Source organism: Streptomyces sp. NPDC030021 (assembly GCF_055574035.1).
The window spans coordinates 15,257-37,204 of the sequence record NZ_JBVIAH010000038.1 but is presented as its reverse complement, the minus strand read 5'-3'; the positions used below and the strand labels follow the sequence as shown (position 1 = coordinate 37,204).

The window sequence follows — 21,948 nt, the reverse complement described above, 5'->3', positions numbered from 1 at the left end:
TGTCCTTGTGCTCGTCGGGGGTCCGAAGTGCCGTGAACGGCTCCGGACAACAGCGCAGCGGGCCATGTGTGACCCGCCACCTCAAGGCTAATGGTCGGGGGCCGGGTGACAAGACGTTCCCCGGTCCTTCACGGTCGGCTGCTTCGGCCAGGGAACTACCCTGGTGAGGTGACTGTTACTCCTCATTCAGACGAAGCGCGGCCCGGCGACGGACTCGTCAGGGCCGGCGGCATCGTGTTCATCGCCGGGGCCGTGGCCACGCTGGCGACCATGGCTCCGCTCTTCCTCGACATCGACCCGTTCCCGCCGTACGCGTGGGCGGTCTGCATGCTCATGGGCGTCGGCTTCGCCATCTCCGCGGCGGGCGTGCTCCGCTCGGCCTCGGCGCAGCGCCGGGCCGCCCGGGCCTCGCAGGCGTAGCGGCCCGGGAAGCCTTCAGACGGGCTGCGCGGCGACGTATTGCGCGAGCCACTGGGGCAGCGCCGTGAGGTCGGGCAGCACCACGTCCGCACCCGCCTCGCGCAGTTCCTCCTCCGGGCACGGGCCGGTCGGCACCACCACGGACAGCGCGCCGGCCGTACGGGCCCCGCGTACGTCGCCGACGTGGTCGCCGACGTAGACCTGCGCCCCGTACTCGCGCAGCGCACCGGCCTTGGCCTCCGCCCAGAGCCAGCCGATGACCGCGTCGGGCTCGATGCCCAGGTGCGCCAGGTGCAGGCGGGCGTTGGGCTCGTGCTTGGCCGTGACGACGATCGCGCGGCCGCCGAGCGCCCGGACGGCATCGATCGCCTCGCGGGCGCCCGGCATCGCCGGGGTCGGCGCGATGGCGTGCGTGGGGTAGATCTCCCGGTAGCGGTCGGCCACGGCCGGGATCCGGTCCTGCGGGAACCAGTGCGCGAGCTCCTCGTCCAGCGGCGGGCCCAGTCGGGTGATCGCCGCGTCGGCGTCGATGAACGTTCCCGTTTCGGCCGAGAGGGCCTGGTAGGCGGCCTTGATTCCCGGGCGCGAGTCGATGAGGGTCATGTCGAGGTCGAAGCCGACGGTGAGGTTCATGCCTTCCATTGTGCCGAGGCACCCGCACGGCAGGCCGACTGCGGACCTACGGCCGGCGGACTGCGGGCCTACATCGGGGGAACGCACACCGAAGACGGACTCCAGCCCCGCCAGGGGGTACCTCCCAGCGGTAGCCGGGGGAGATTGAGGTGCGGGGTCCGGGGCGGAGCCCCGGCAGCGGTGCCGCGCCCCGGCTACCGCCGCCGCGCCCGCCACACCAGGTACAGCGCGGAGGCCAGCGCAGCGCCCCGCAGGACCCACGGCCACATCCCGTGCAGCGCCCCGCTCAGCTGGTCGTCGGGCAGGGTCTCGCCCCACTTGCCGTTCATCCGGCCCCACACCCACAGCACCGCCCCCGCGAGCACCGCGCCGGGCGGGCCGAAGACCACCCATTTCCGCTCGGCCGGCCTCAGCACGCGCGAGGCGAACGGAAGGAGCCAGCCGACCACGAGGAGCAGCCAGTAGCCGGTGACCATGCCGACGACGAGGACGGCCGCCGCCAGCAGCAGGAGGGCGTTCGGCCGCGGGCGGGCGGCCGGGGCCGCCGCGGCTTCCGGCCCGGCGGCCCCGGCCGCCGCGGCCTTCTTCGCGCGCCGCCGCTCGCGCAGGAACCGTACGAGGCTCCGCGCGCGCCCCTCGTCCTCCCCGGGCGGAGCCGGCGCCGCCTCCCCCTCCCGCGGCTCGTCCTGCGGCCCTTCCTTGAACAGGTCCGGGATCTCGATGCCGCCCGCGAAGCCGTCGACCTGCGGGCCCGCCCCGTACGCGGCCGGGCTCACCCGCCACCAGTCGGGCTCGCCCCCGCCGGAGGGGCCGAGCTCGTCCAGCCCGGCCAGGTGCGGCGGCACGTTCTCGGGCTCCGCCGCCGGGCGGGCCGGGGCCGCCTTCCGGCTGCGCAGGCGGCCCGGTCCCCGCTGGACGGGGACCGACAGGCCGGCGTCGGCGGGGGCCGCGGGGGCGGGGGCCGCGCCCTGCCGGGAGCCGAGGGTGTCCAGGACCTCCTCGGGCGTGCCGATCCGCTCCAGGATGCGCCGTACGGCAGCCGGGGTGTCCGGGTCGTACTTGGCGCGCCGACGGTCGATCTCGTCCCGCAGCCCCGACACCAGCCGCATCCGGTCACCGGAGGACAGCTGCCGCCGTTGCGCCAAGTCCCCGACGCGGCTCAGATATTCGTAGACCAGATGGTCGCTCTCGATCCCCACGCCCAGGCTCCTCCCTTACCCCTTGTCCCGAAGGTAGCGCGTGCGCCCGTGGAGCTGCTGCGGGCGCAGCGGATACCGTTGACCGGATGGGGACCGGCCGACTGACCGGCCGACGCGACCAGGAGGCGACTGTGCCCGAGGCAAGCACTGCGGCGGGATCCGCCGGCGGGAGCCCGGCGGGAAGCTTCCCGCGTTCACTCGCCGAGGCGCTGCGCGCCCGTGACGACGCGGCGCTCGCGGCCCTGTTGCGCGCCCGCCCGGACCTGCTCGGACCGGTGCCCGGCGATGTGACGCAGCTGGCCACCCGGGCCGGCACCCGGGCTTCGGTGGTGCGCGCCCTGGACCGGCTGGACCGGTTCGCCCTGCAGACCGCCGAGGCCCTCGCGGTGGGCCCGGAACCGTGCCCGTACCCGGTGCTGGAGGGGCTGCTGACGGGCGGCGAGGACGAACGGGCCCGCGCCGCGCTCCCCGATGCCCTGGCCGTCCTGCGCGACCAGGCCCTGGTGTGGGGCGACGAGGAGCGGCTGCGGCTGGTCCGCACGGCGCGCGAGCTGCTCGCCCCCTCGGCCTCCCGGCCCTCCCCCACCGGGCTGGGTCCGACCGTCGCCGAGGCCACGGCCGGGATGTCGCCGACCCGGGTGCAGGAGATCGTGGCGGCCGTCGGGCTGCCCGCCACGCACGACCCGGTGTCCGCGGTGACCGCGCTGACCGGGCTGTTCACCGATCCGGAGCGGATGTCGGCGCTGCTGGACGAGGCTCCGGCGGAGGCGCACCAGGTGCTGGGGCGGCTCGTGTGGGGGCCGCCGTACGGGGAGGTCACCCCGAATCCGACGCCGCCGGTGCGCTGGCTGCGCGACCGGGGGCTGCTGCTGCCCGCGACGGCGCGGACCGTCGTGCTGCCCCGCGAGGTGGCGCTGCACCTGCGCGGCGGGCTCGCGCACCGGGACACCGCGCCGGTGGCTCCGCCGGTGCCCGCGCACCGCGAGCACCGTCCACAGCTTGTGGACGCGAACGCCGCCGGGCAGGCGCTGGCCGCGCTGGCCACCGTCGAGGAGCTGGTGAAGTCCTGGGAGCACGCCGGTCCGCCGGTGCTGCGGGCGGGCGGGCTCTCCGTACGGGACCTGAAGCGGACCGCGGCCCTGCTGGACACGACCGAGCCGCAGGCGGCCTTCTGGGCCGAACTGGCCTATGCGGCCGGTCTGCTGGCCAGCGACGGGGAGGCGGACGAGCGGTACGCGCCCACCCCGGCCTTCGACGACTGGGTCGAACTGCCGCCCGCCGAACGCTGGTCGCACCTCGCGGCGGCCTGGCTGCCGGCCACCCGCACGGCCCCGCTGGTCGGCGAGCAGGACACCAAGGGGCGCACGCTGTCCGCGCTCGGCCCCGAACTCGACCGTTCCGCCGCCCCCGAGGTGCGCCGGCGCGTGCTGGAGCTCCTCGGGGACCTGCCCGAGGGCGGGTCGCCCGACCCGGAGACCCTGTTGGCGCGGCTCGCCTGGGAGCGTCCCGTACGCGGGGCGAGCGATCTGCGGGCCCGCCTCGCGCGCTGGGTGCTGGCCGAGGCGGAGGTCCTCGGCGTGACCGGCCGGGGCGCCCTGTCCGGGCCCGGCCGGGCCCTGCTGGAGCACCGCGACCCGGCGCCGCTGCTGGCCCCGCTGCTGCCGGAGCCGGTCGACCACGTGCTGCTGCAGGCCGACCTGACGGCGGTGGCCCCGGGCCCGCTGCGCCGCCCGCTGGGCGACACCCTCGCCGTGCTCGCGGACGTGGAGTCCAAGGGCGGGGCGACGGTGTACCGGTTCACGCCCGGCTCGGTGCGCCGGGCCCTGGACGCCGGTCATGCCGCCGCGGACCTGCACGCCTTCCTCAAGGAGCACAGCCGTACGCCGGTGCCGCAGCCGCTGGCCTACCTGATCGACGACGTGGCCCGCCGGCACGGACACCTGCGGGTCGGCGCGGCCTCCTCGTACCTGCGCTGCGACGACGACGCGATGCTGGGCGAGATCCTGGCCGACAAGCGCTCGGCCGGGCTGGGGCTGCGCCGCCTCGCGCCGACGGTGCTGGCGGCGCAGGCGGATCCGACCGTCCTGCTGGAGGGGTTGCGGGCGATGGGTTACGCGCCGGCCGCGGAGTCCCGTACCGGCGACGTGCTGGTGGCGCGGGCCGACGCCCACCGCACCCCGGCCCGCTCGGCGCCCGTACCGGTGCCGGAGGGTCCGCCGGTGCCGGACGCGACGCTGCTGGCGGCGGCCGTACGGGCGATCCGCGCGGGCGACGTGGCGGCGACGGCGGTGCGCAAGGAGCCCGCGACGACCTCCGCCGCCGGGACCGGGGTGCCGGGCGAACTGCCGCGCACGAGCGCGGCGGAGACCCTGGCGACGGTGCAGGCGGCCGCGCTGACCGGATCGGCGGTGTGGATCGGGTACGTGAACGCGGAGGGCGCGGCGAGCCAGCGGGTCATCGCGCCGGTGCGGGTGGAGGGCGGCTTCGTCACCGGGTACGACCACACGGCGGACGAAGTACGGACGTACGCGCTGCACCGGATCACCGGTGTCGCGGAGCTGGCGGACGACCAGGTGTAGGGGGCGGGGTTCCGGTGGGGCGGTCGCGGCTCCTGGTCGGCGCCCGCGCCGAAAACCGATGGTCAGCAGGGTGACGGGCCGTCATCCTGAGCCCATGTCCGACGAGCACGTCCCGAACCGCCAGATCCGCGCGGCGCACAGCGACACCACGATCACGGTGTACCAGGCCTACTCCCCGGCGCTCGGGGTGCCGGCCGCCCGCGACGGGCGCTTCCCGCCCGCGTGGAAGCGGGAGCGGATGACGTGGATCAAGCCGTCGTTCCTGTGGATGATGTACCGCTGCGGCTGGGGGACCAAGGACGGCCAGGAGACGGTGCTGGCGGTCGAGATCACCCGTGAGGGCTTCGACCGGGCGCTGCGCGACGCCTGCCTGTCGCACTACGCGCGGGGCGTGCACGAGGACCGGACGGCCTGGAAGGAAGCGCTGCGCGGGGCGCCGGCCCGGGTCCAGTGGGACCCGGAGCGGGACCTGCGGCTGAAGCCGCTGCCGTACCGCTCGCTCCAGCTGGGCCTGTCCGGTCCGGCGTCGCGGGCGTACGCCGACGAGTGGACGGTCTCCATCCGCGATGTGACCGGGCTGGCGCGGGAGATCCGCGGCCTGCTCGGGGCCGGGGACGAGGCGGCCGCGCGCGCCCTGCTGCCCGTGGAGACCCCGTACCCCGCGGGTCCGCTGCCCCACCTGGGGGCGTAGCCGGTCGGTGCCGGTCGGTGCCGGTCGGTTCAATCGCGGATGAGCAGGACGACGAACCCCGCGACGACGCCCACCAGCAGGGCGATCAGGGAGTAGCGGGGCCGGTTCTCGCGCAGCACCGGGAGGTAGTGGTCCACGGCGAAGCGGCCCGGCCCGGTGAGGGTGAGGGCGACGATCGCGGCGAACAGCACCACTTCGAGTTCCACGCCCTTGGGCGGGAAGTAGGCGCTCAGTCCCCGGACGTCGAGGACGTTGATGAAGGTGCCGGTCAGCGCCGCTCCGGCGAGCGGGGTGAGCAGGCCGAGGGCGAGGCCGAGGCCGCCCAGGGTCTCGGCGAGACCGGCGATGACGGCCATGGCGTCCCCGGCGGGGTAGCCGGCCGCCGTGAAGCCCTTTCCGGTAGCGCTGAGGCCCGGGCCGCCGAACCAGCCGAAGAGCTTCATCGTGCCGTGGCCGGCCATGCTGAGGCCGACGACGAGCCGGAGCAGGAGCAGGCCGGTGTCGTGGGTGACGGTGGTGGCGGGAGCCGAGGAGGTGCTGAGGAGCGTGCGGTCCCAGCTTGCTTGCGTCATGAGGGTCCGTTCCGACGTCGCCTGTGGGCGCCTGCGGGCGCCTGCCACCCTAGGCGGCGCGTCGGTGACGCTCCGGGAGCGACGTCTCCGCCCGTCCCATCGGCCCACGGCGTCTACCCGTTCGGCCCTGGAACGCCTGGACACACCCCGGGCAAGGGGCCGCCGTCGACGGTTGGCTACTGTCCCGAGCCATGTCTGAGCTGCCTGATTTCCACAGTGCCATCGTCTACCTGATCAACGCCGACTCCGCCCGGGCGACGCTTCCCTTCCAGCGGGTGGCTGCGTAGGTCACAGGCAGAAACGGTTGTCGCCGGATTCCGGGAACGACTGCGGGCTGCTGCCTGAAGAATGTTGGCGAGAGGTAGGAACAGGGGTCTGCTCGTATCGCGCGATGGCAGCCCTGAAGCGGCGGCTTGGTCAGGCACCTGACAGGCGATCCCGGCAGCCAAAGTCACCTATCCGTAGGTTATTTTGACTGGCCTTCTATCTCAAACCGACCTATCCAGAACGAACGAAGGGGGAACGTCATGAGCATCACCAGGACCGCACGTAGGACGCGGGCCAAGATGACCGTGTCCATCGCGGCCCTGGCCGCGGGCTCACTCATACTCACCGCCTGCAGCGGAAGCAGCGACAGCGGCAGCAAGCTCGACGGTACCTACTACGTCAAGGACGTCAACGGCACGTCCGACCTCGGCCAGCTGGTCGTCAAGGGCAACAGTGTCTCGCATCATGAGTACAGCTGCGATGGTGTCTACGAGAAGCCGGGTGTGACCAGCACCGGCGAGTTCAACAAGGATCAGTCCCAGATCATCTGGACGGTCGCCGGAGACGACAGCCGCAACAAGCGGACCGGCAGCGAGTCGATCTCAACCAGCGAAACCTCGATCAGCATCAGCGGTAGCGCGTACGTGCGTGACAACTCGGATGCTGGCAAGGCTCTGCTGGACGGCTTCAAGACCAAGTGCGGTAAGTAGCGTCGACGTCCCGCTCGGCCGGCCAAGCAGCGCAGAACCCCGTGGACATCGCGTCCACGGGGTTCTGTCCTTCTCGGCTGGTCAAGCCTCTGACGCCTACTCATGAAGCTGCAGCGCCCGGTACTCCTCGATCGTCTCCGGCGGCCGGCCGTACTTCGGGGCATGCCGCTCGACGAAAACGAGTCCGGCCCATGCTGCTGGCCTCCGAATCCTCGACTGGGCCACCACGACGAACACCACGGCGCTGACGCCGATGTTGGACAGACACCACACCGTCAGCACCACAGGCAGATCATTCTCGATCTCCATGGTGCCCAAAACGCCCAAGCCTGCGCCGTTGACCAGAAGGCACGACACGTACCCCTCGAACGAGCCGGCCAGACGCGCCAGAGTCCGCGGCTCGTCACGATGCCGCACGGCGCGCACCATCTCGCCGATGGCTGCGTAGGTCACAGGCAGAAACGGTTGTCGCCGGATTCCGGGAACGACTGCGGGCTGCTGCCTGAAGAATGTTGGCGAGAGGTAGGAACAGGGGTCTGCTCGTATCGCGCGATGGCAGCCCTGAAGCGGCGGCTTGGTCAGGCATTCGCGGGGTGGCGGGCAGGCCATGTGGGCCGGAGGGTGGTCGGTAGGGCGGGACCCGGGCGCAGGCCACGCATTTGAGCGTGTTCAAATGCGTGCTGAGTCCGTGGACGCGGGCCTGGCTGTGGGGGTGGAGTTGCCGTGGGATGCATGGGATGGCGGCGTGCCGGGCTGATGGTGGCTGTTGGCGCGGTGACGGTTGCCTGCAATGCTGCGGCGTACCACGCCGTGGCGCTTTCGGCCGACCAGCTGGCCGGCCAGTGGCGCAGCCGGGAGGGGACGGTCTTGACCTTCCACGCGAACGGCAGTTTCACCAGTGACGGGGTTCCCCGGTTGTCGGCGGCAGAGCGCTGCGGCAACCGGTCGGACATGTCCTCCGGCAGCTGGCACTTTGGTTCGGGTGTGGACGAGCCGGTGGATCGCGGTGCCTACCTGCAGCTCACGTTCTCCGGTACCGACTGCAGGGTTCCCGTTTCCCTCTTTGGCGAGGCGGATGATCCAGTGCTGTGTCCGACCGTCGGCGATCCCGACGCCGGCTGCGAGTACGACGAATACCTCCGCCGCGTCGCACTTGCCGCCTCGCCCTGACCCGGGTCCAGGCCGGCTCCTCGCCGACGCACGTCGTGTTGAGCACAACCACGGTCCTGAGGCAAGTACTGAGGCGTTCTCAGAACTCGGCAACACCACTTCCCCGAGGAAGAGCGCGTTCTCGCCATTGAGCAACAGACGTTCTCGAAACGCAGCTACAAAACCAAGCGGGTGAACCGGGCGGAGCAGCACGCGACGGCCTTCTGGTTCAACGAACTCGTGGAGGAGACCGCCGAGGGTGCGGTCGTCCGGCAGTACCTGGTGACAGCCGGTGAGCCGACGAGGGTCGAGACGGCCGAGATCACCCTCCGGCCGGAGCTGTGCTCACCCGCGATGAGCGCGGAGAAGGTGGCGATGATGGGCTTCGCGGAGGGGTGGACCCACCTCGGGGACCTGGGCGGGGCGGTCATGCCCGACACCGCGCTGTACGCGTACGCCGCGCGCAAGGGGTGGAGCTGGACGACGGACGAGATCACCGACGGTGTCGCGGCCACGGAGGAGGACATCGCCCGTCTCGGCGGGACGCCGGTCCCCGCCTACCTGCTGGGCCACCCTGTCGACGCCGAGAACGGCGCGCGGGAGCAGGCCCTCGTGGTCGGGGAGATCGTGCGCACCGGCGAGGACGGCGTCCGCTGGGTCGGAACCCTGCCGCAGGGGTGCGTCGGCGCACCGGTGTTCATCGGCGCCGGTCTCGGCGAGAACAGCTTCAAGCTGGTCTGCGTCGGCGTGGCGCTGCCCGGCGACGGGCATCACCCGATCGCGACCTTCGACCGCATCCGCACGGCCCTGCGCGCCCTCGCCCCGGACGCCGCGGCACCCCGGCGGCCTTCGAGCCCGCCGCGCCGAAGCGACGCTGGTGGCAGCGGCGGCGCGGCTGATGCCGGCCGCCGCGGTCGGCGCGCCCGGCGGCGAGCACCGGTCTCACCTGGGGGCGTAGTCGATCCGCCCGGCGTCGAAGGGCCACACCTCGTGGAGCCGGCGGGTGATCCTCTCGTGGACCCGCGCGTCCAGAGCGGCCCGGTCGGAGCGCACCCAGTGGCTGACGACGACCCGGACCGCGAGTTCCACGGCGGCCTCGCCCTGCTCCTGGACGGCCTGGGCCGCTGACCTGTCGGGGGCCCACCCGGTGCCCCGCGTGGTGCCCCGCCGAAGCGCCGTGTTCCCACCCTCCGCGCCGTACGGCACACTGGAGGTTTGACCTGAATGAAACGGGGCGCCGCGCGTGAATGGTCCACTCATCGTCCAGAGCGACAAAACCCTCCTCCTCGAAGTCGACCACGAGCTCGCCGGAGCCGCCCGGCGTGCCATCGCCCCCTTCGCCGAGCTGGAGCGGGCCCCCGAGCACATCCACACCTACCGGATCACCCCGCTCGGCCTGTGGAACGCCCGGGCCGCCGGCCATGACGCCGAGCAGGTCGTCGACGCGCTCGTCGAGTACTCCCGCTACCCCGTCCCGCACGCACTCCTCGTCGACGTCGCCGAGACCATGGCGCGCTACGGCCGCCTGACCCTCTCCAAGCACCCCGTGCACGGACTGGTGCTGACCAGCACCGACCGGCCGGTGCTGGAGGAGATCCTGCGGTCCAAGAAGGTCGCCCCGCTCGTCGGTGCGCGGCTCGACGCCGACACCGTGGCCGTGCACCCCTCCGAGCGCGGGCAGATCAAGCAGACGCTGCTCAAGCTGGGCTGGCCCGCCGAGGACCTCGCCGGCTACGTGGACGGCGAGGCGCACCCGATCGACCTGGCCGAGAACGGCTGGGCGCTGCGGCCGTACCAGCAGCAGGCCGTCGAGGGCTTCTGGCACGGCGGCTCCGGTGTGGTCGTCCTGCCCTGCGGCGCCGGCAAGACGCTGGTCGGCGCCGGGGCCATGGCGATGGCCAAGGCGACGACGCTGATCCTGGTGACGAACACCGTCTCGGCCCGCCAGTGGAAGCACGAGCTGGTCAAGCGGACCTCGCTGACGGAGGACGAGATCGGCGAGTACTCCGGTACCCGCAAGGAGATCCGGCCCGTCACCATCGCCACCTACCAGGTCCTGACGACGAAGCGGAAGGGCGTCTACCCGCACCTGGAGCTCTTCGACTCCCGGGACTGGGGCCTGATCGTCTACGACGAGGTGCACCTGCTGCCCGCGCCGGTCTTCAAGTTCACCGCCGACCTGCAGGCGCGCCGCCGGCTCGGCCTGACCGCGACGCTGGTGCGCGAGGACGGGCGGGAGTCGGACGTCTTCTCCCTCATCGGGCCGAAGCGGTTCGACGCCCCGTGGAAGGAGATCGAGGCGCAGGGCTACATCGCGCCCGCCGACTGCGTGGAGGTCCGGGTCAATCTGACGGAGTCGGAGCGGCTCGCGTACGCGACGGCCGAGACGGAGGAGAAGTACCGCTTCTGCGCGACGACGGCGACGAAGCGCAAGGTCACCGAGGCGCTGGTGGCCAAGCACCGCGGTGAGCAGACCCTCGTCATCGGGCAGTACATCGACCAGCTCGACGAGCTGGGCGAGCACCTGGACGCCCCCGTCATCAAGGGCGAGACGTCCAACGCGCAGCGCGAGAAGCTCTTCAACGCCTTCCGCGAGGGCGAGATCAGCGTGCTGGTCGTCTCGAAGGTCGCGAACTTCTCCATCGACCTGCCGGAGGCCACCGTCGCCATCCAGGTGTCGGGCACCTTCGGCTCCCGCCAGGAGGAGGCCCAGCGCCTGGGCCGCGTGCTGCGGCCGAAGGCGGACGGCCACGAGGCGCGGTTCTACTCGGTCGTCGCGCGCGACACGATCGACCAGGACTTCGCGGCGCACCGCCAGCGGTTCCTCGCCGAGCAGGGGTACGCCTACCGGATCATGGACGCCGACGAGCTGCTGGCGAGCGACTGACTCCGGCACGCGCGGGCGGTCAGGACGGCCAGTAAGGGAGCGCACCAGACCCACAGCGGCGGCCAGTCCAGTACGAGGGCCCGGGCCGCGTCGGCCAGGTGCCGGGTCCAGAACTCGGCGGAGGCCTCCGGCAGGACCAGCAGCCCGAGCAGGGCGGTCCCGGCCGTAGCCGCCAGCGCGGTGAGCCCGGCGCGGACGCGGCGGGTCAGCAGGAGGTAGGCGGCGATGGCCGCCGGGGCGAGGGTGATCCCGGCGGCGACGCCCAGCGCGAAGCCCTTGCCGAGCGCGGAGCGCGGTCGGCCGAGGTCCCACAGGACCAGGCAGGCGAGGGCCAGGTTGATCAGCCCGGGCAGCGGTGCCTGGAACAGCGGCTGCAGCCACAGCCCGGCGATGGTGGCGGCCAGCACGGGCCCGGGCCGGGACCGGAGTCCCGCGAGGCGGCAGGACAGCGTGATCAGCAGGGCGAGCAGGCCGGCGTTGCCGAGGACGAGGACGGCCTTGAGCGCGCCGCTCGGCAGCCACGCGGCGGGCGTGAACAGGATCGCCGCGAACGGCGGATACGTGGCGGACGGCCCCCACTCTGCGGCGGAGAAACCCTGGACGAGGGCGTCGGCCACCGGAATGCGCAGGGCGATGCAGAGCACACCGAGCAGCAGCAGCGAGCCGGTCAGCAGCACACCGGCGAAGGACGAGGGTGAGCGGCTGGGAACGGGACTCCGGGTCACCCGCGTGACCCTAGTGGATCAGTGGATGTGCTGCGCGGGGCCCGAGGTCAGTGGCGTATGACGCCCGCGTCCTCGGCGTATTCACCGAGCACGACGACGCTGACGGCGGTCGCGGCGAAGATCTTGACGGCGCGCAGCATGCCGCCGAGGCCGCCCTGCGGACGGGAGTCGGATGCGGCGCCGCTAGGACGGCTGCCCTGGATCGAGGTGAAGGTTGCGGGGCTCATGCATCCATGGTGCGTTTTCGCGCCGTCCCGCACATCGCTCCCGGGAGGGAACCTCACGGCCCCCCGGGTCCTCCTCCCGTCGCATGCGTACCCCTAGGGGTGGATACCAAGGTCTGACACTCCCCGGTACGACAGGTGCGACACGGTGCGACACCCGTCCGGATGCACGCGGGCGGGTCGGGACGGACCCTGGGAAGGTCCGCGGTGCCGGCGACCACGCCAGGGAGTGATCCGCATGACCCAACGTTCCCGGACGCAGCGCCTCGCGCTGCTCTCCGCATCGACAGCCCTGGTCACAGGAGGGCTGCTGCCGTCCGCCACCGCGGTCGCCGCCCCGGCACACGCCGCCGCGGCCGCCGTCGCCGCCGCCCCCACGCCCACACCCACCCAGCCCACCCAGGGCGCGGTGAAGACCACCGATCCCCCCAGCGGCATCACGGCCCGGCTTCCCGGAAAGGCCGAGGTCCGTATGGGTGCCATCCCCATGGAGGGCGAGTCCGTCGACGCCCGCGTGTACGGGGTGGAGACCCCGGACGGAGCCACCGGCTTCGCCGTCTACGACATGCCGGGCGACCGGATTCCGCTGGAGGACGCCCTCAAGGCCTTCGTCGACGCGTACGGCCTGACCGGCGCCGGGACCCTGACCAGTGACAACGTCCGCAAGACGACGGTGGACGGCCGTCCGGCCCTCGACGCGAGCCTCTCCGGCGAGGACGCCGACGGGGCCGCGGTCGGCTCCATCCGCTTCATCTCCGACGACGACCATCTCGTCATGGCCCTGACCTACGGTCCCGAGGCGAAGGAGAAGGACCTGAAGGAGATGCACCAGCAGCTCCTCTCCTCCCTCCAGATCCCCTGATCCCCGCCTCCGATATTCGTTCGCGCCGCACCGCACCGGTGGCTAGAATCTCCGCTCTTGCCGCCTCCCGCCGCCTCATCGGGGAGAGCCGCCCTCCGGCCGGAAACCGGCGGGCCATCTGTTCCGCATCCAGCAGCTGGAGGCAGTTCCGTGCCCGCGCACGCCCCCGAGACCACGCACGACGACCCGACCGCGCCCACCGACCCGCTGGGCCGCGAGCGGGCCCACCTCACCGCCTCGCGTTCCGCCCTGCGCGCCATGCGCGCGGACGTCGAGTCCCTCGACATCCGCGACGTCACCGCGAACTGGGTCAACGCGATCGTCCTCCAGGCCCAGATCGACGACCGCATCAAAGCCCTCGCCGACCTCGCCCACACCCCGCTGTTCTTCGGCCGCCTCAACTACCTGCACGCACCGGGCGCGGAGCTCGCCGAGGGCGCGGAGGGCGAGCAGTTCTACATCGGCCGCCGCCACGTCCACGACGCCTACGGCGACCCGATGGTCATCGACTGGCGCGCGCCCGTCTCCCAGCCGTTCTACCGGGCCTCCAAGACCGACCCGCAGGACATCGCGCTGCGCAGGCGCTTCGGGTACACCGGCGGCGAGCTGACGGCGTACGAGGACGAGCACCTGTCCGATCCCGGCGAGGCGGCCGCGGTCAGCAAGCTGCTCCAGCAGGAGATCGAGCGCCCGCGCGTGGGCCCGATGCGGGACATCGTCGCGACGATCCAGCCAGAGCAGGACGAGATCGTCCGCTCCGGCCTGACCGGTTCCGTCTGCGTGCAGGGCGGCCCCGGCACCGGCAAGACCGCCGTCGGCCTGCACCGGGTCGCGTACCTGCTCTACGCGCACCGCGACCGCCTCGCCCGCACCGGCACGCTCGTCATCGGGCCGAACCGTTCCTTCCTGCACTACATCGAGCAGGTCCTGCCGGCCCTGGGCGAGCTGGAGGTCAAGCAGGCCACCGTCGACGACCTGGTCACGCGCCCGGGCCTGGAGGTACGCGGCACGGACGCCGCCGAAACCGCCGTGGTCAAGGGCGACGCCCGCATGGCGGAGGTACTGGGCCGCGCCGTCCGCTCGCACGTCACCCGCCCGACGGAGCCGCTGATGGTGGTCCGCGGCTCGCGCCGCTGGCGGGTGCCCGCGTACGAGCTGGAGGAGATGGCCGAGGAGCTGCAGAAGCGCGACATCCGCTACGGCGCGGCCCGGGACGCCCTGCCGCAGCGCATCGCGCACGCGGTGCTCGTACGGATGGAGCAGGCGGGCGAGGCCCCGGACGACCGGGTGCAGGACGCGGTGGCCCGCAACGCGGCGGTGAAGGCGGCGGTCAAGGAGATCTGGCCGGCCGTCGAACCGGCGAAGCTGGTCCTGCGGCTGCTGTCCGACCCCGAGTTCCTCGCGCGGCACGCGGCGGACGTGCTCACCGAGGACGAGCAGAAGCTCCTGCTGTGGCCGAAGCCGTTCCGGAGCGTGAAGTCGGCGAAGTGGTCGGCGGCGGACCTGGTGCTGATCGACGAGACGGCCGACCTGGTGGAACGGACGCATTCGCTGGGCCACGTGGTCCTCGACGAGGCCCAGGACCTTTCGCCGATGCAGTACCGGGCGGTGGGACGGCGCTGCACCACGGGCTCGGCGACGGTCCTCGGCGACCTCGCGCAGGGCACCACGCCGTGGGCCACGCGCAGCTGGGACGAGGCCCTCACGCACCTGGGCAAGCCGCAGGCGGTGCTGGAGGAACTGACGGCGGGCTTCCGCGTGCCGCGCGAGGTGATCGCCTACGCCTCCCGGCTGCTGCCGTCGATCTCCCCGGGCCTGGCCCCGGTCTCCTCGGTCCGCGAGACGCCGGGGTCGCTGCGGATCGAGGAGGTCTCGGATCTGACTGCGGCGGTGGTCGCCGCGTGCCGTGACTCCTTGGCGCAGGAGGGGTCGATCGGCCTGATCGCGGCGGACGCGCGGATCCCGGTGCTCGCGGAGGCGCTGGCGGAGGCGGGGATGCCGTACCTGTCTCCCGGCCAGGAGACGACCTCGGAGTCCCGCCTGACGCTGGTCCCGGCGTCGCTGGCAAAGGGCCTGGAGTACGACTACGTGGTCCTGGACGAGCCCGCGGCGATCGTGGACGGCGAGCCGGACGAGCGGACGGGCCTGCGCAGGCTGTACGTCTGCCTCACCCGAGCGGTCTCGGGCCTGACGGCCCTCCACGCGGCCCCGCTCCCGGCCGCCCTGTCCTGACCTGCGGCCCGCCCTCCTGGGGCTCCGCCCCAGACCCCGCGCCTCAAACGCCGGAGGGGCTGAAAGACCGGGGCTCCGCCCCGGGTATCTCAGCCCCTCCAGGGGGCACCTCCCAGCGGTAGCTGGGGGAGTTTGAGGCGCGGGGTTCGGGGCGGAGCCCCGGGTATCTCAGCCTCGCCGGCGTTTGAGGCGCGGGGGTCCGGGGGCGGCGCCCCGGCAGCGGCGGCACGCCCGACCGCGGACCCCGTCAGGACAGGGCGGCGCGCCCGACCGCGGACCCCGTCAGGACAGGGCGGTGCGCCAGTCCGCGACGGCCGCCGCCGAGACCGGCCCGCCCCACCCGGAGGGACGGGCCGCACCGCCGATGTGGAAGGCGTCGATCCCGCCCGCGCGCAGCACCGGCAGGTGCGCGAGCGTCAGCCCGCCGCCCACCAGGATCCGCGCCCCGTACCCCGGCTCACCGCCCCGCGCCGCCTCCGCCAGCAGCACCGGCAGCCCGGCCTCCACCCCCGCCGCCGAGCCCGCCGTGAGGTACGTGTCCAGCCCCGGCACATCGGCCAGCGCCTTGCGCAGCTGGTCCCGGTCCGCCGCGCGGTCGATCGCCCGGTGGAAGGTCCAGCTGCAGCCGTCCAGCTCCGCGACGACCGCCTCGACCGCGGCCAGGTCGGGGGTGCCGTCGGCGTCCAGGAAGCCGAGGACGAACTCCCGTGCGCCCTCCGCCCGCAGTTCCCGTGCCGCCCGGGCCAAGGCGGAGACGTCGCCGGCCGCGAAGCCGTCCGTCTTGCGGAGCATCACGCGCAGCGGGATGTCGACCGCCGCCCTGATCGCCGCGAAGGTCTCGCGCGGCGGGGTGAGCCCGTCGGCGGCCATGTCGGTGACCAGTTCGAGTCGGTCCGCCCCACCGGCCTGGGCCGCGACCGCGTCCTCCACGTCGAGGGCGATCACCTCCAGGAGCGCACGGTTGCTCATTCGATCCCATCCTTCTTCGGAAAGCTCGGGAAAACTCAGGAAAATAGGTCTAGTCCAATATTCAGAATACGGGCCTCCGCCCGCCCTTCACCAGCACAATCACGCCACCCCACAATGTGCCCATGGACACAGGCACCCAGAGCAGCGACACCCACCCGGACACCGCCGACCTGCGGGCCCGCTGGCAGGCGACCGTCACCGCCGCCGGCGCCGCCGCCGACCGTGATCCCGCGCCCTACGCCGACCGCCTCCTCACCGCCTGGGCGGAGCCGCAGCGCCGGTACCACACCACCGCGCACCTGGCCGACGTACTCGCGCGGATCGACGTACTGGCCCCGCACGCCGCCGATCCGGCCGCCGTTCAGCTCGCCGCCTGGTTCCACGACGCCGTCTACCGCCCCGACCGGTCCGAGAACGAGGAGCGCAGCGCCGCCCTCGCCGAGCGTGCGCTCCCCGAGCTCGGCATCGACCCCGCGCGCACCGCCGAGGTGGCCCGCCTGGTCCGGCTCACCGTCACCCACGACCCCGCCCCCGGAGACACCGACGGCGAGGCCCTCTGCGACGCCGACCTGGCCGTCCTGGCCGGGGATCCCGACGCGTACGCCGCCTACGTGGCCGCCGTCCGCGCCGAGTACGGCTTCGTCCCCGACGACGCCTTCCGGACCGGCCGCGCCGCCGTCCTGCGCCAGCTCCTCGACCTGCCGCGGCTCTTCCGCACGCCCTACGGAGCCGCGCACTGGGAGGCCCCGGCCCGCACCAACCTCGCCGCCGAGCTCGCCACTCTCGTCCCGTAGGGAATGTGATCGCGTTCGCACTGGTTGGTGACAGTCATGCCCGCAGCCGCAGCACGCCCCCGCATGCCCGTAGCCGTGTACGTCCTCGGTCTGTCCGTGTTCGCGCTCGGCACCAGCGAATTCATGCTCTCCGGTCTGCTGCCACCCATCGCCGAGGACATGGGCGTCACCATCCCGCAGGCGGGCCTGCTCATATCCGCCTTCGCGATCGGCATGGTCGTGGGCGCACCCCTGCTGGCCGTGGCCACCCTGCGCCTCCCCCGCCGCACCACCCTCATCGCCCTCATCAGCCTCTTCGGCCTCGGGCAGGTCGCGGGCGCGCTGGCCCCCACGTACGAGCTCCTCTTCGCCTCCCGCGTGGTCTCCGCGTTCGCCTGCGCCGGCTTCTGGGCCGTGGGCGCGGCCGTCGCCATCGCCATGGTCGACAAGGACCAGCGGGCCCGCGCGATGGCCGTCATGATCGGCGGCCTGTCGATCGCGAACGTCCTCGGCGTCCCCGCCGGCGCGTTCCTCGGCGAGCACCTGGGCTGGCGCTCCGCCTTCTGGTCGGTCGCCGCCGCCTCCACGATCGCCCTCGTCGGCATCCTGGCGCTGATCCCGAAGATCCCGCTGCCCGCCGAGAAGCCGTCGCTCAGGCGCGAGCTGCGCATCTACCGCGACCGCCAGGTGTGGCTCTCCATCGGCATCACCGCGCTGGCCGCGGGCGGCGTCTTCTGCGCCTTCAGCTACCTGTCACCGCTGCTCACGGACGTGGCCGGGCTCGACTCCCGGTGGGTCCCGTGGATCCTCGGCCTCTTCGGCATCGGCGCGCTGGCCGGCACCACCGCCGGCGGCCGGGTCGCCGACGCGCACCTGTTCGGCGTGATGATCTGGGGCATCACCGCCTCGACCGTCTTCCTCACCGCGCTCGCCCTGCTGGCCTCCACCGCCGCCGCGGCGATCGCCCTGGCCTTCCTGCTCGGCTTCTCGGCCTTCTTCACCGCCCCGGCGCTCAACGCCCGTATGTTCAACGTGGCCGGCGCCGCCCCGACCCTGGCCGGCGCCACCACCACGGCCGCCTTCAACCTCGGCAACACCGGTGGCCCCTGGCTCGGCGGCACCGTCATCGACGGCGGCCTGGGCTTCGCCGCCACCGCCTGGGCGGGCGCCGCCATGACCGTCACCGCGATCGCCCTCACCGTGCTCGCCCTGCGCCTGGACCGCCGTACGCCGCTGCGCGCGACCCGCGTGATCGCCACTGGCGGCGCCGCCGCGGAGCCCTCCGCGACCCCCGCCGAGGAGCCCGCCCGCGCCTGAGCGCGGTCCCCGTCCCGGTCGCCGCCGCGGACCCGGGTTCCTACGATGAGATGGTCCGCTCGGGGAGCTGGGGACCGCTCGGGGACGTGCGTCAGAGGTGATCCTCCATGAGCCGGTACCGCACGCCCACCGTCCTGGCAGCCGCCTCCCTGCTGCTGACCGCGCTGTGCGCGGGCCAGGCGCCCGCGGCCGCCCCGCCGGGCCGGGTCGACTTCGACCCGGTGACCGCCGAGCAGCTCGACGACGCGATCACCGCGGCCATGCGCAAGGCCGCCATCCCCGGGGTGGGCGTCGGCCTGTGGATCGACGGCGAAGACCCCTACGTGCGCGCCTTCGGCACCGCCGACAAGGCCACCGGCGTCCCCGTCAAGACCGACATGCACACCCGCATCGGCAGTGTCACCAAGACCTTCACCGTCACCGGCGTCCTCCAGCTCGTCGACGACGGGAAGATACGGCTCGACGCGCCCATCTCGACGTACCTCGACGGCGTGCCCGGCGGCGACAAGATCACCGTCCGGCAGCTCGCCGACATGCGCAGCGGCCTCTACAACTACACCGAGGACCCGCGCCTGCTGGCCACCTACAAGGCCGACCCGCACCGTGCCTGGACCCCGCAGGAGCTGCTGGACACCGCCTTCCGGCACCCCGCCAACTTCCCGCCGGGAACGCGCTGGGAGTACTCCAACACCAACACCGTCCTGCTCGGCCTGCTCGTCGAGAAGGTCGGCGGGCAGCCCCTGCACACCTACCTGGAGCAGCACGTCTTCGAACGGGCCGGCCTGGACGCGACCTCGCTGCCGACCGGCGCGGAGATCGCGTCCCCGTACGTGCACGGCTACACGGACTTCACCCCGGACGGCGCGACCGTCGACGCCTCCGCCTGGAACCCGTCCTGGGCCTGGGCGGCCGGAGCGATGATCTCCACCATGGACGACCTGCACTCGTGGGTCCCGACCCTGGTCAGCGGGAAGCTGCCCGACGGTGACCGCCTGCTGGAGCCGGGCACCCAGGCCCAGCGGCTGCGCATGCTGCCCACCGGGCACCCCGACGTGCGCTACGGGCTCGGCATCGCCGAGCTCGACGGCTGGATCGGCCACAACGGCGAGCTGCCCGGCTACGAGACCGTCGCCGTCCGGCTCCCGCAGGCCCGCGCCACCATGGTGATCGTGGTGAACTCCGACGCCGACGGGAAGTTCGGCAACCTGAGCTCCCTCATCGCCAACGCGGTCACCAAGATCGCGACCCCGGACCACGTCTGGGAGCTCCCTTCGGCGGCCCAGCCCAACACCGTCCCGGAGCCGTCCGCACCCCCGACCCCGGCCCCGGCCCCGAAGCCGAGTTCCTAGGCCACCGGCCGGCCCTTCGGGTGGTCATTCGCCGTCGAAGATGTCCTCGGCTGCCGGGGCGGTGACGGCGCGCGTGAGCCAGCGGCGCAAGGTGTCGGGGTCGTCGCAGCCGGTGATCCGTTCGCGGACGCCGTCGGGCACGTCGAGGCCGCGCTGTTCCAGCACGATCAGCAGGTCCTCGGCGCGGCCCTGGGCGCGGCCCTGGGCGCGACCTTCGTCCCGGATCTCTTCGGAGATGTACGACTTGTAGAAGGAGAGGTCCACGGCCACCAGGGTCCTCCAGAGCTCGTTGGCCGGACGGTTGCCCAGCCCCTGTGCGGTGAATTCGATCATCGGGTCGGCGACGTTCTCAGGAACGTCCCGCAGTGCGCTCGACAGGGCTTTCAGTGCTGACCATGGGGGTCCTCGGTGTGCGGGGGTGCGTCGTGCCTGGTGCGGCAGCCGCCGCAGGTGCCCGGTTCCGGGCCGCGGAAGGCGCGGTCGCAGTTGTCGCAGTTGTGGAGCGGGTGCCTGACGGCCGGGGGTGCTTCCCGGGCGCGGAACGGCGGCACGGGCGGGAGCTGGGCGGCGAGGCGGTGGGCCAGGAGGGCGGCCGGGCGGTGCAGGGGCACCGACGGCAGGTCGGCGGTCAGGGCGTGGTGCACGGCGCTCGGGGGCAGATCGCGCTCCAGCCAGGCCGCGACTCCGGGGGCGAGGTGCTCGACGTCCGTGACGGAGAGCAGGAGGCGGGGATCCCCACGGCGGAGGCCGGCGAGGACCTCGATGGCGGACTGGAGCAGGTCAGGGGCGGGGTACGCGGGCTGCGGTACGGCGGGCAGGGCACGGCGCGGCGGCTCGCCCTCCCGGCGGGCGGGGCGCTTGGGCTTCGCTTTCGGCTCCGGCTCCGGCTCCGACTCCGGCTCGTCCGTGGCGCCGGACCGGCCCGGCTGGTTGCAGGAGACCGTGCGGGTGACGACGCGGCCGCTGCTGGTGCGTTCGCAGGTGCGGCGCAGATAGCCGTGGGCCTCCAGTTCGCGCAGGGCGGCGGCGATCCGGGTCTTCCCCTCGGGGAAACGGGCGGCGAGGGTCCTGATGTCGATGAGGGCGCCGCCGGGAAGGGACTGGATGTGGACGGCCAGGCCGATGGCCAGCAGCGACAGCTCGGCGTGCTGGGCGAGGTGGTTGCCGATCACGGTGAAGCGGGCGGTGTGGCGGGCGTTGTCGTGGATGACACCGCCGGAGCGTGTGTGCGCACGGGTGCGCCGGGACGGGTGGTTTTCCCCGCCGTTACGGGACTGGGCGTGCGGGCGCGCGCTAATGTTCTGGATATCCATCGGGAAGCCCTTACTTCCTCGGTGGTCAGGCCCTCGCCTTGGGATTGCAGTCCCGGCGGGGGCCGACGTATGTCAGCGGTGATGTGGTGTGTCGCGCTGAGCGTAGATCAGGCAACCCGTCCCGAAGCCAGCCAAGTCGGTGTCTTTCACTCAAGTGAGTGAGCGTGCGCCATGGGCGGGAGGGGTGGGGTTTGGTGTGGTCCTTTCCCTCCCGTGTCTTGAATCCCGGGATCGTCCCCGCCACCGGAGGCCCAGCGCGCGGGCTCCGGTGCGCGAGCGATGTCCGCAGGTCAGGGGCGCGGCAGGTCGAGTTCGGCCCATACGGTCTTGCCGGGGGGTGGCGGCGTTCGCGGTGAAGCCACTACGCCGCCGGCCGGCCCTTCGGGCGGCGCAGGCCCGCCGCGGTGAGCCGGCGGACGAGTTCCTTGCTGCCGATCTCCACCGCACCGGCGCCGACCGCGTCCGCGTACCGGTACGAGGGCACGTCGTAGTGGTCCCGCTCGAAGGCCCGCGGCGGGCAGCCGATGGCCGCCGCGAAGGCGTGCAGCTCCTCGTACGAGACGTCGCTGACCAGGTGCGACCACATGCGGCCGTGGCCCGGCCAGGTCGGCGGGTCGATGTAGACGGTCACCGGCGGCTCACCGGAGTCCGAAGACCGGGCCCAGGCCGCCGATCGCGGCCACCTTCACACCCGCCTCCGAACACACCCAGTGCGGGTCGGGTCCCAGCTCCGGCTCCACGTCCAGCGCGTGCGGCTCGCCGTGGTTGCAGACCGGGCACAGCGGCCATCGTCCGTACTTCTCCAGCAGCGCGTCCTTCACGTCTTGGGCGACGAGTCCGGCAAGGTAGTCGGCACCCTCCGGCCACTGCTCCACCCACCACCGGCGGTGCGTGACCGAGTCCTCGACGAGGGAGACGACATCGGCATCGGCGACCTCGCCGGCGGCGAGGTCGGCGAGAACAAGGGCACGGGCGACGTGCAGCGCCTGCTCCAGGGGGGTCGCGTGGTCCATGCGCCCATTGTGGACCCGCGAGGGCCCGGCGATGAAGGCCATCTTTCCGAGGGCCCAATGGCGT

General features: G+C 73.0%; 22 protein-coding genes and 1 pseudogene. 12 read left to right on the top strand and 11 right to left on the bottom strand.

All coding sequences use genetic code 11. The features are described 5' to 3' along the window. Positions 1 to 168 precede the first annotated feature (168 nt). Entirely contained in the window at positions 169 to 420 is a 252-nt protein-coding gene (locus tag ACZ4YL_RS40135; protein WP_468123355.1) for a hypothetical protein, read from the top strand. A 15-nt stretch (positions 421 to 435) separates the two neighbouring features. Here the strand turns inward: ACZ4YL_RS40135 and ACZ4YL_RS40130 are convergent, their stop codons facing one another. Together ACZ4YL_RS40130 and ACZ4YL_RS40125 are read right to left on the bottom strand one after the other, a co-directional pair. Continuing rightward, on the bottom strand, positions 436 to 1,053 hold the full coding sequence (locus ACZ4YL_RS40130; protein ID WP_468123353.1) for an HAD family hydrolase: 618 nt from the start codon (positions 1,051 to 1,053) through the stop codon (positions 436 to 438). Positions 1,054 to 1,247: 194 nt separating this feature from the next. Further along, positions 1,248 to 2,252 carry a hypothetical protein gene (locus tag ACZ4YL_RS40125; protein ID WP_468123351.1) on the bottom strand — a complete coding sequence of 335 codons (1,005 nt, stop codon included), beginning with the start codon at positions 2,250 to 2,252 and terminating at the stop codon, positions 1,248 to 1,250. A gap of 86 nt (positions 2,253 to 2,338) precedes the next feature. Here ACZ4YL_RS40125 and ACZ4YL_RS40120 point away from each other — a divergent pair, with 86 nt between their 5' ends. Beyond that, on the top strand, positions 2,339 to 4,831 hold the full coding sequence (locus tag ACZ4YL_RS40120) for a helicase-associated domain-containing protein (RefSeq protein WP_468123349.1): 2,493 nt from the start codon (positions 2,339 to 2,341) through the stop codon (positions 4,829 to 4,831). 94 nt (positions 4,832 to 4,925) lie between these two features. Further along, complete coding sequence (locus ACZ4YL_RS40115) at positions 4,926 to 5,522, top strand: DUF4291 domain-containing protein (protein WP_468123348.1); 597 nt, start codon at positions 4,926 to 4,928, stop codon at positions 5,520 to 5,522. A 29-nt stretch (positions 5,523 to 5,551) separates the two neighbouring features. On the opposite strand, the gene ACZ4YL_RS40110 is transcribed toward ACZ4YL_RS40115, so the two are convergent. Beyond that, positions 5,552 to 6,094 (bottom strand): DoxX family protein, encoded by a 543-nt coding sequence (locus ACZ4YL_RS40110; protein WP_468123347.1) that lies wholly within the window; start codon positions 6,092 to 6,094, stop codon positions 5,552 to 5,554. A 527-nt stretch (positions 6,095 to 6,621) separates the two neighbouring features. Here ACZ4YL_RS40110 and ACZ4YL_RS40105 point away from each other — a divergent pair. After that, complete coding sequence (locus ACZ4YL_RS40105; RefSeq protein ID WP_468123345.1) at positions 6,622 to 7,071, top strand: hypothetical protein; 450 nt, start codon at positions 6,622 to 6,624, stop codon at positions 7,069 to 7,071. A gap of 96 nt (positions 7,072 to 7,167) precedes the next feature. On the opposite strand, the gene ACZ4YL_RS40100 is transcribed toward ACZ4YL_RS40105, so the two are convergent. Continuing rightward, positions 7,168 to 7,524, bottom strand: a complete 357-nt coding sequence (locus ACZ4YL_RS40100) for a hypothetical protein (protein ID WP_468123344.1) — start codon at positions 7,522 to 7,524, stop codon at positions 7,168 to 7,170. A 279-nt stretch (positions 7,525 to 7,803) separates the two neighbouring features. On the opposite strand from ACZ4YL_RS40100, the gene ACZ4YL_RS40095 reads away from it, so the two are divergent. From ACZ4YL_RS40095 to ACZ4YL_RS40085, 3 genes are all read left to right on the top strand, one after another. Continuing rightward, the gene (locus tag ACZ4YL_RS40095) at positions 7,804 to 8,241 is read left to right on the top strand and encodes a hypothetical protein (RefSeq protein ID WP_468123342.1); all 438 of its coding nucleotides are present in this window, start codon (positions 7,804 to 7,806) and stop codon (positions 8,239 to 8,241) included. Between the two features lie 171 nt (positions 8,242 to 8,412). Further along, positions 8,413 to 9,348 carry a hypothetical protein gene (locus ACZ4YL_RS40090; protein ID WP_468123341.1) on the top strand — a complete coding sequence of 312 codons (936 nt, stop codon included), beginning with the start codon at positions 8,413 to 8,415 and terminating at the stop codon, positions 9,346 to 9,348. 115 nt (positions 9,349 to 9,463) lie between these two features. Beyond that, positions 9,464 to 11,107 (top strand): DNA repair helicase XPB, encoded by a 1,644-nt coding sequence (locus tag ACZ4YL_RS40085; RefSeq protein ID WP_030387353.1) that lies wholly within the window; start codon positions 9,464 to 9,466, stop codon positions 11,105 to 11,107. Here ACZ4YL_RS40085 and ACZ4YL_RS40080 read toward each other — a convergent pair. Next, complete coding sequence (locus ACZ4YL_RS40080; RefSeq protein WP_468123339.1) at positions 11,065 to 11,832, bottom strand: glycosyltransferase 87 family protein; 768 nt, start codon at positions 11,830 to 11,832, stop codon at positions 11,065 to 11,067. The two genes, ACZ4YL_RS40085 and ACZ4YL_RS40080, sit on opposite strands and share 43 nt — an antisense overlap. A gap of 47 nt (positions 11,833 to 11,879) precedes the next feature. After that, entirely contained in the window at positions 11,880 to 12,059 is a 180-nt protein-coding gene (locus tag ACZ4YL_RS40075; RefSeq protein ID WP_468123337.1) for a hypothetical protein, read from the bottom strand. Positions 12,060 to 12,294: 235 nt separating this feature from the next. On the opposite strand from ACZ4YL_RS40075, the gene ACZ4YL_RS40070 reads away from it, so the two are divergent. Both ACZ4YL_RS40070 and ACZ4YL_RS40065 read left to right on the top strand, forming a co-directional pair. After that, positions 12,295 to 12,918, top strand: coding sequence for a hypothetical protein (locus ACZ4YL_RS40070; protein ID WP_468123336.1), 624 nt, complete (start codon positions 12,295 to 12,297; stop codon positions 12,916 to 12,918). Positions 12,919 to 13,068: 150 nt separating this feature from the next. After that, positions 13,069 to 15,150: a HelD family protein gene (locus tag ACZ4YL_RS40065; RefSeq protein ID WP_468123334.1), complete on the top strand. Its 2,082-nt coding sequence runs from the start codon at positions 13,069 to 13,071 to the stop codon at positions 15,148 to 15,150. A 282-nt stretch (positions 15,151 to 15,432) separates the two neighbouring features. Here ACZ4YL_RS40065 and ACZ4YL_RS40060 read toward each other — a convergent pair whose 3' ends face one another. Further along, positions 15,433 to 16,119 carry a copper homeostasis protein CutC gene (locus ACZ4YL_RS40060; RefSeq protein WP_468123333.1) on the bottom strand — a complete coding sequence of 229 codons (687 nt, stop codon included), beginning with the start codon at positions 16,117 to 16,119 and terminating at the stop codon, positions 15,433 to 15,435. Between the two features lie 122 nt (positions 16,120 to 16,241). Here ACZ4YL_RS40060 and ACZ4YL_RS40055 point away from each other — a divergent pair, with 122 nt between their 5' ends. The 3 genes from ACZ4YL_RS40055 (at position 16,242) to ACZ4YL_RS40045 (ending at position 19,558) form a co-directional block, all read left to right on the top strand. Continuing rightward, entirely contained in the window at positions 16,242 to 16,913 is a 672-nt protein-coding gene (locus ACZ4YL_RS40055; protein WP_468123332.1) for an HD domain-containing protein, read from the top strand. 63 nt (positions 16,914 to 16,976) lie between these two features. Next, the gene (locus ACZ4YL_RS40050) at positions 16,977 to 18,209 is read left to right on the top strand and encodes a Cmx/CmrA family chloramphenicol efflux MFS transporter (protein WP_468123331.1); all 1,233 of its coding nucleotides are present in this window, start codon (positions 16,977 to 16,979) and stop codon (positions 18,207 to 18,209) included. A gap of 107 nt (positions 18,210 to 18,316) precedes the next feature. Further along, the gene (locus ACZ4YL_RS40045) at positions 18,317 to 19,558 is read left to right on the top strand and encodes a serine hydrolase domain-containing protein (RefSeq protein WP_468123330.1); all 1,242 of its coding nucleotides are present in this window, start codon (positions 18,317 to 18,319) and stop codon (positions 19,556 to 19,558) included. 24 nt (positions 19,559 to 19,582) lie between these two features. Here ACZ4YL_RS40045 and ACZ4YL_RS40040 read toward each other — a convergent pair. The 4 genes and pseudogenes from ACZ4YL_RS40040 to ACZ4YL_RS40025 form a co-directional block, all read right to left on the bottom strand. After that, positions 19,583 to 19,945 (bottom strand): annotated as a pseudogene (locus tag ACZ4YL_RS40040) (hypothetical protein); the annotation flags it as partial. After that, positions 19,942 to 20,871, bottom strand: a complete 930-nt coding sequence (locus ACZ4YL_RS40035) for a helix-turn-helix domain-containing protein (protein WP_468123329.1) — start codon at positions 20,869 to 20,871, stop codon at positions 19,942 to 19,944. The pseudogene ACZ4YL_RS40040 and the gene ACZ4YL_RS40035, both read right to left, overlap by 4 nt. A gap of 361 nt (positions 20,872 to 21,232) precedes the next feature. Further along, positions 21,233 to 21,502, bottom strand: a complete 270-nt coding sequence (locus tag ACZ4YL_RS40030) for a DUF4031 domain-containing protein (RefSeq protein WP_030766289.1) — start codon at positions 21,500 to 21,502, stop codon at positions 21,233 to 21,235. Positions 21,503 to 21,509: 7 nt separating this feature from the next. Next, complete coding sequence (locus tag ACZ4YL_RS40025; RefSeq protein WP_382549582.1) at positions 21,510 to 21,884, bottom strand: hypothetical protein; 375 nt, start codon at positions 21,882 to 21,884, stop codon at positions 21,510 to 21,512. Positions 21,885 to 21,948 lie beyond the last annotated feature (64 nt).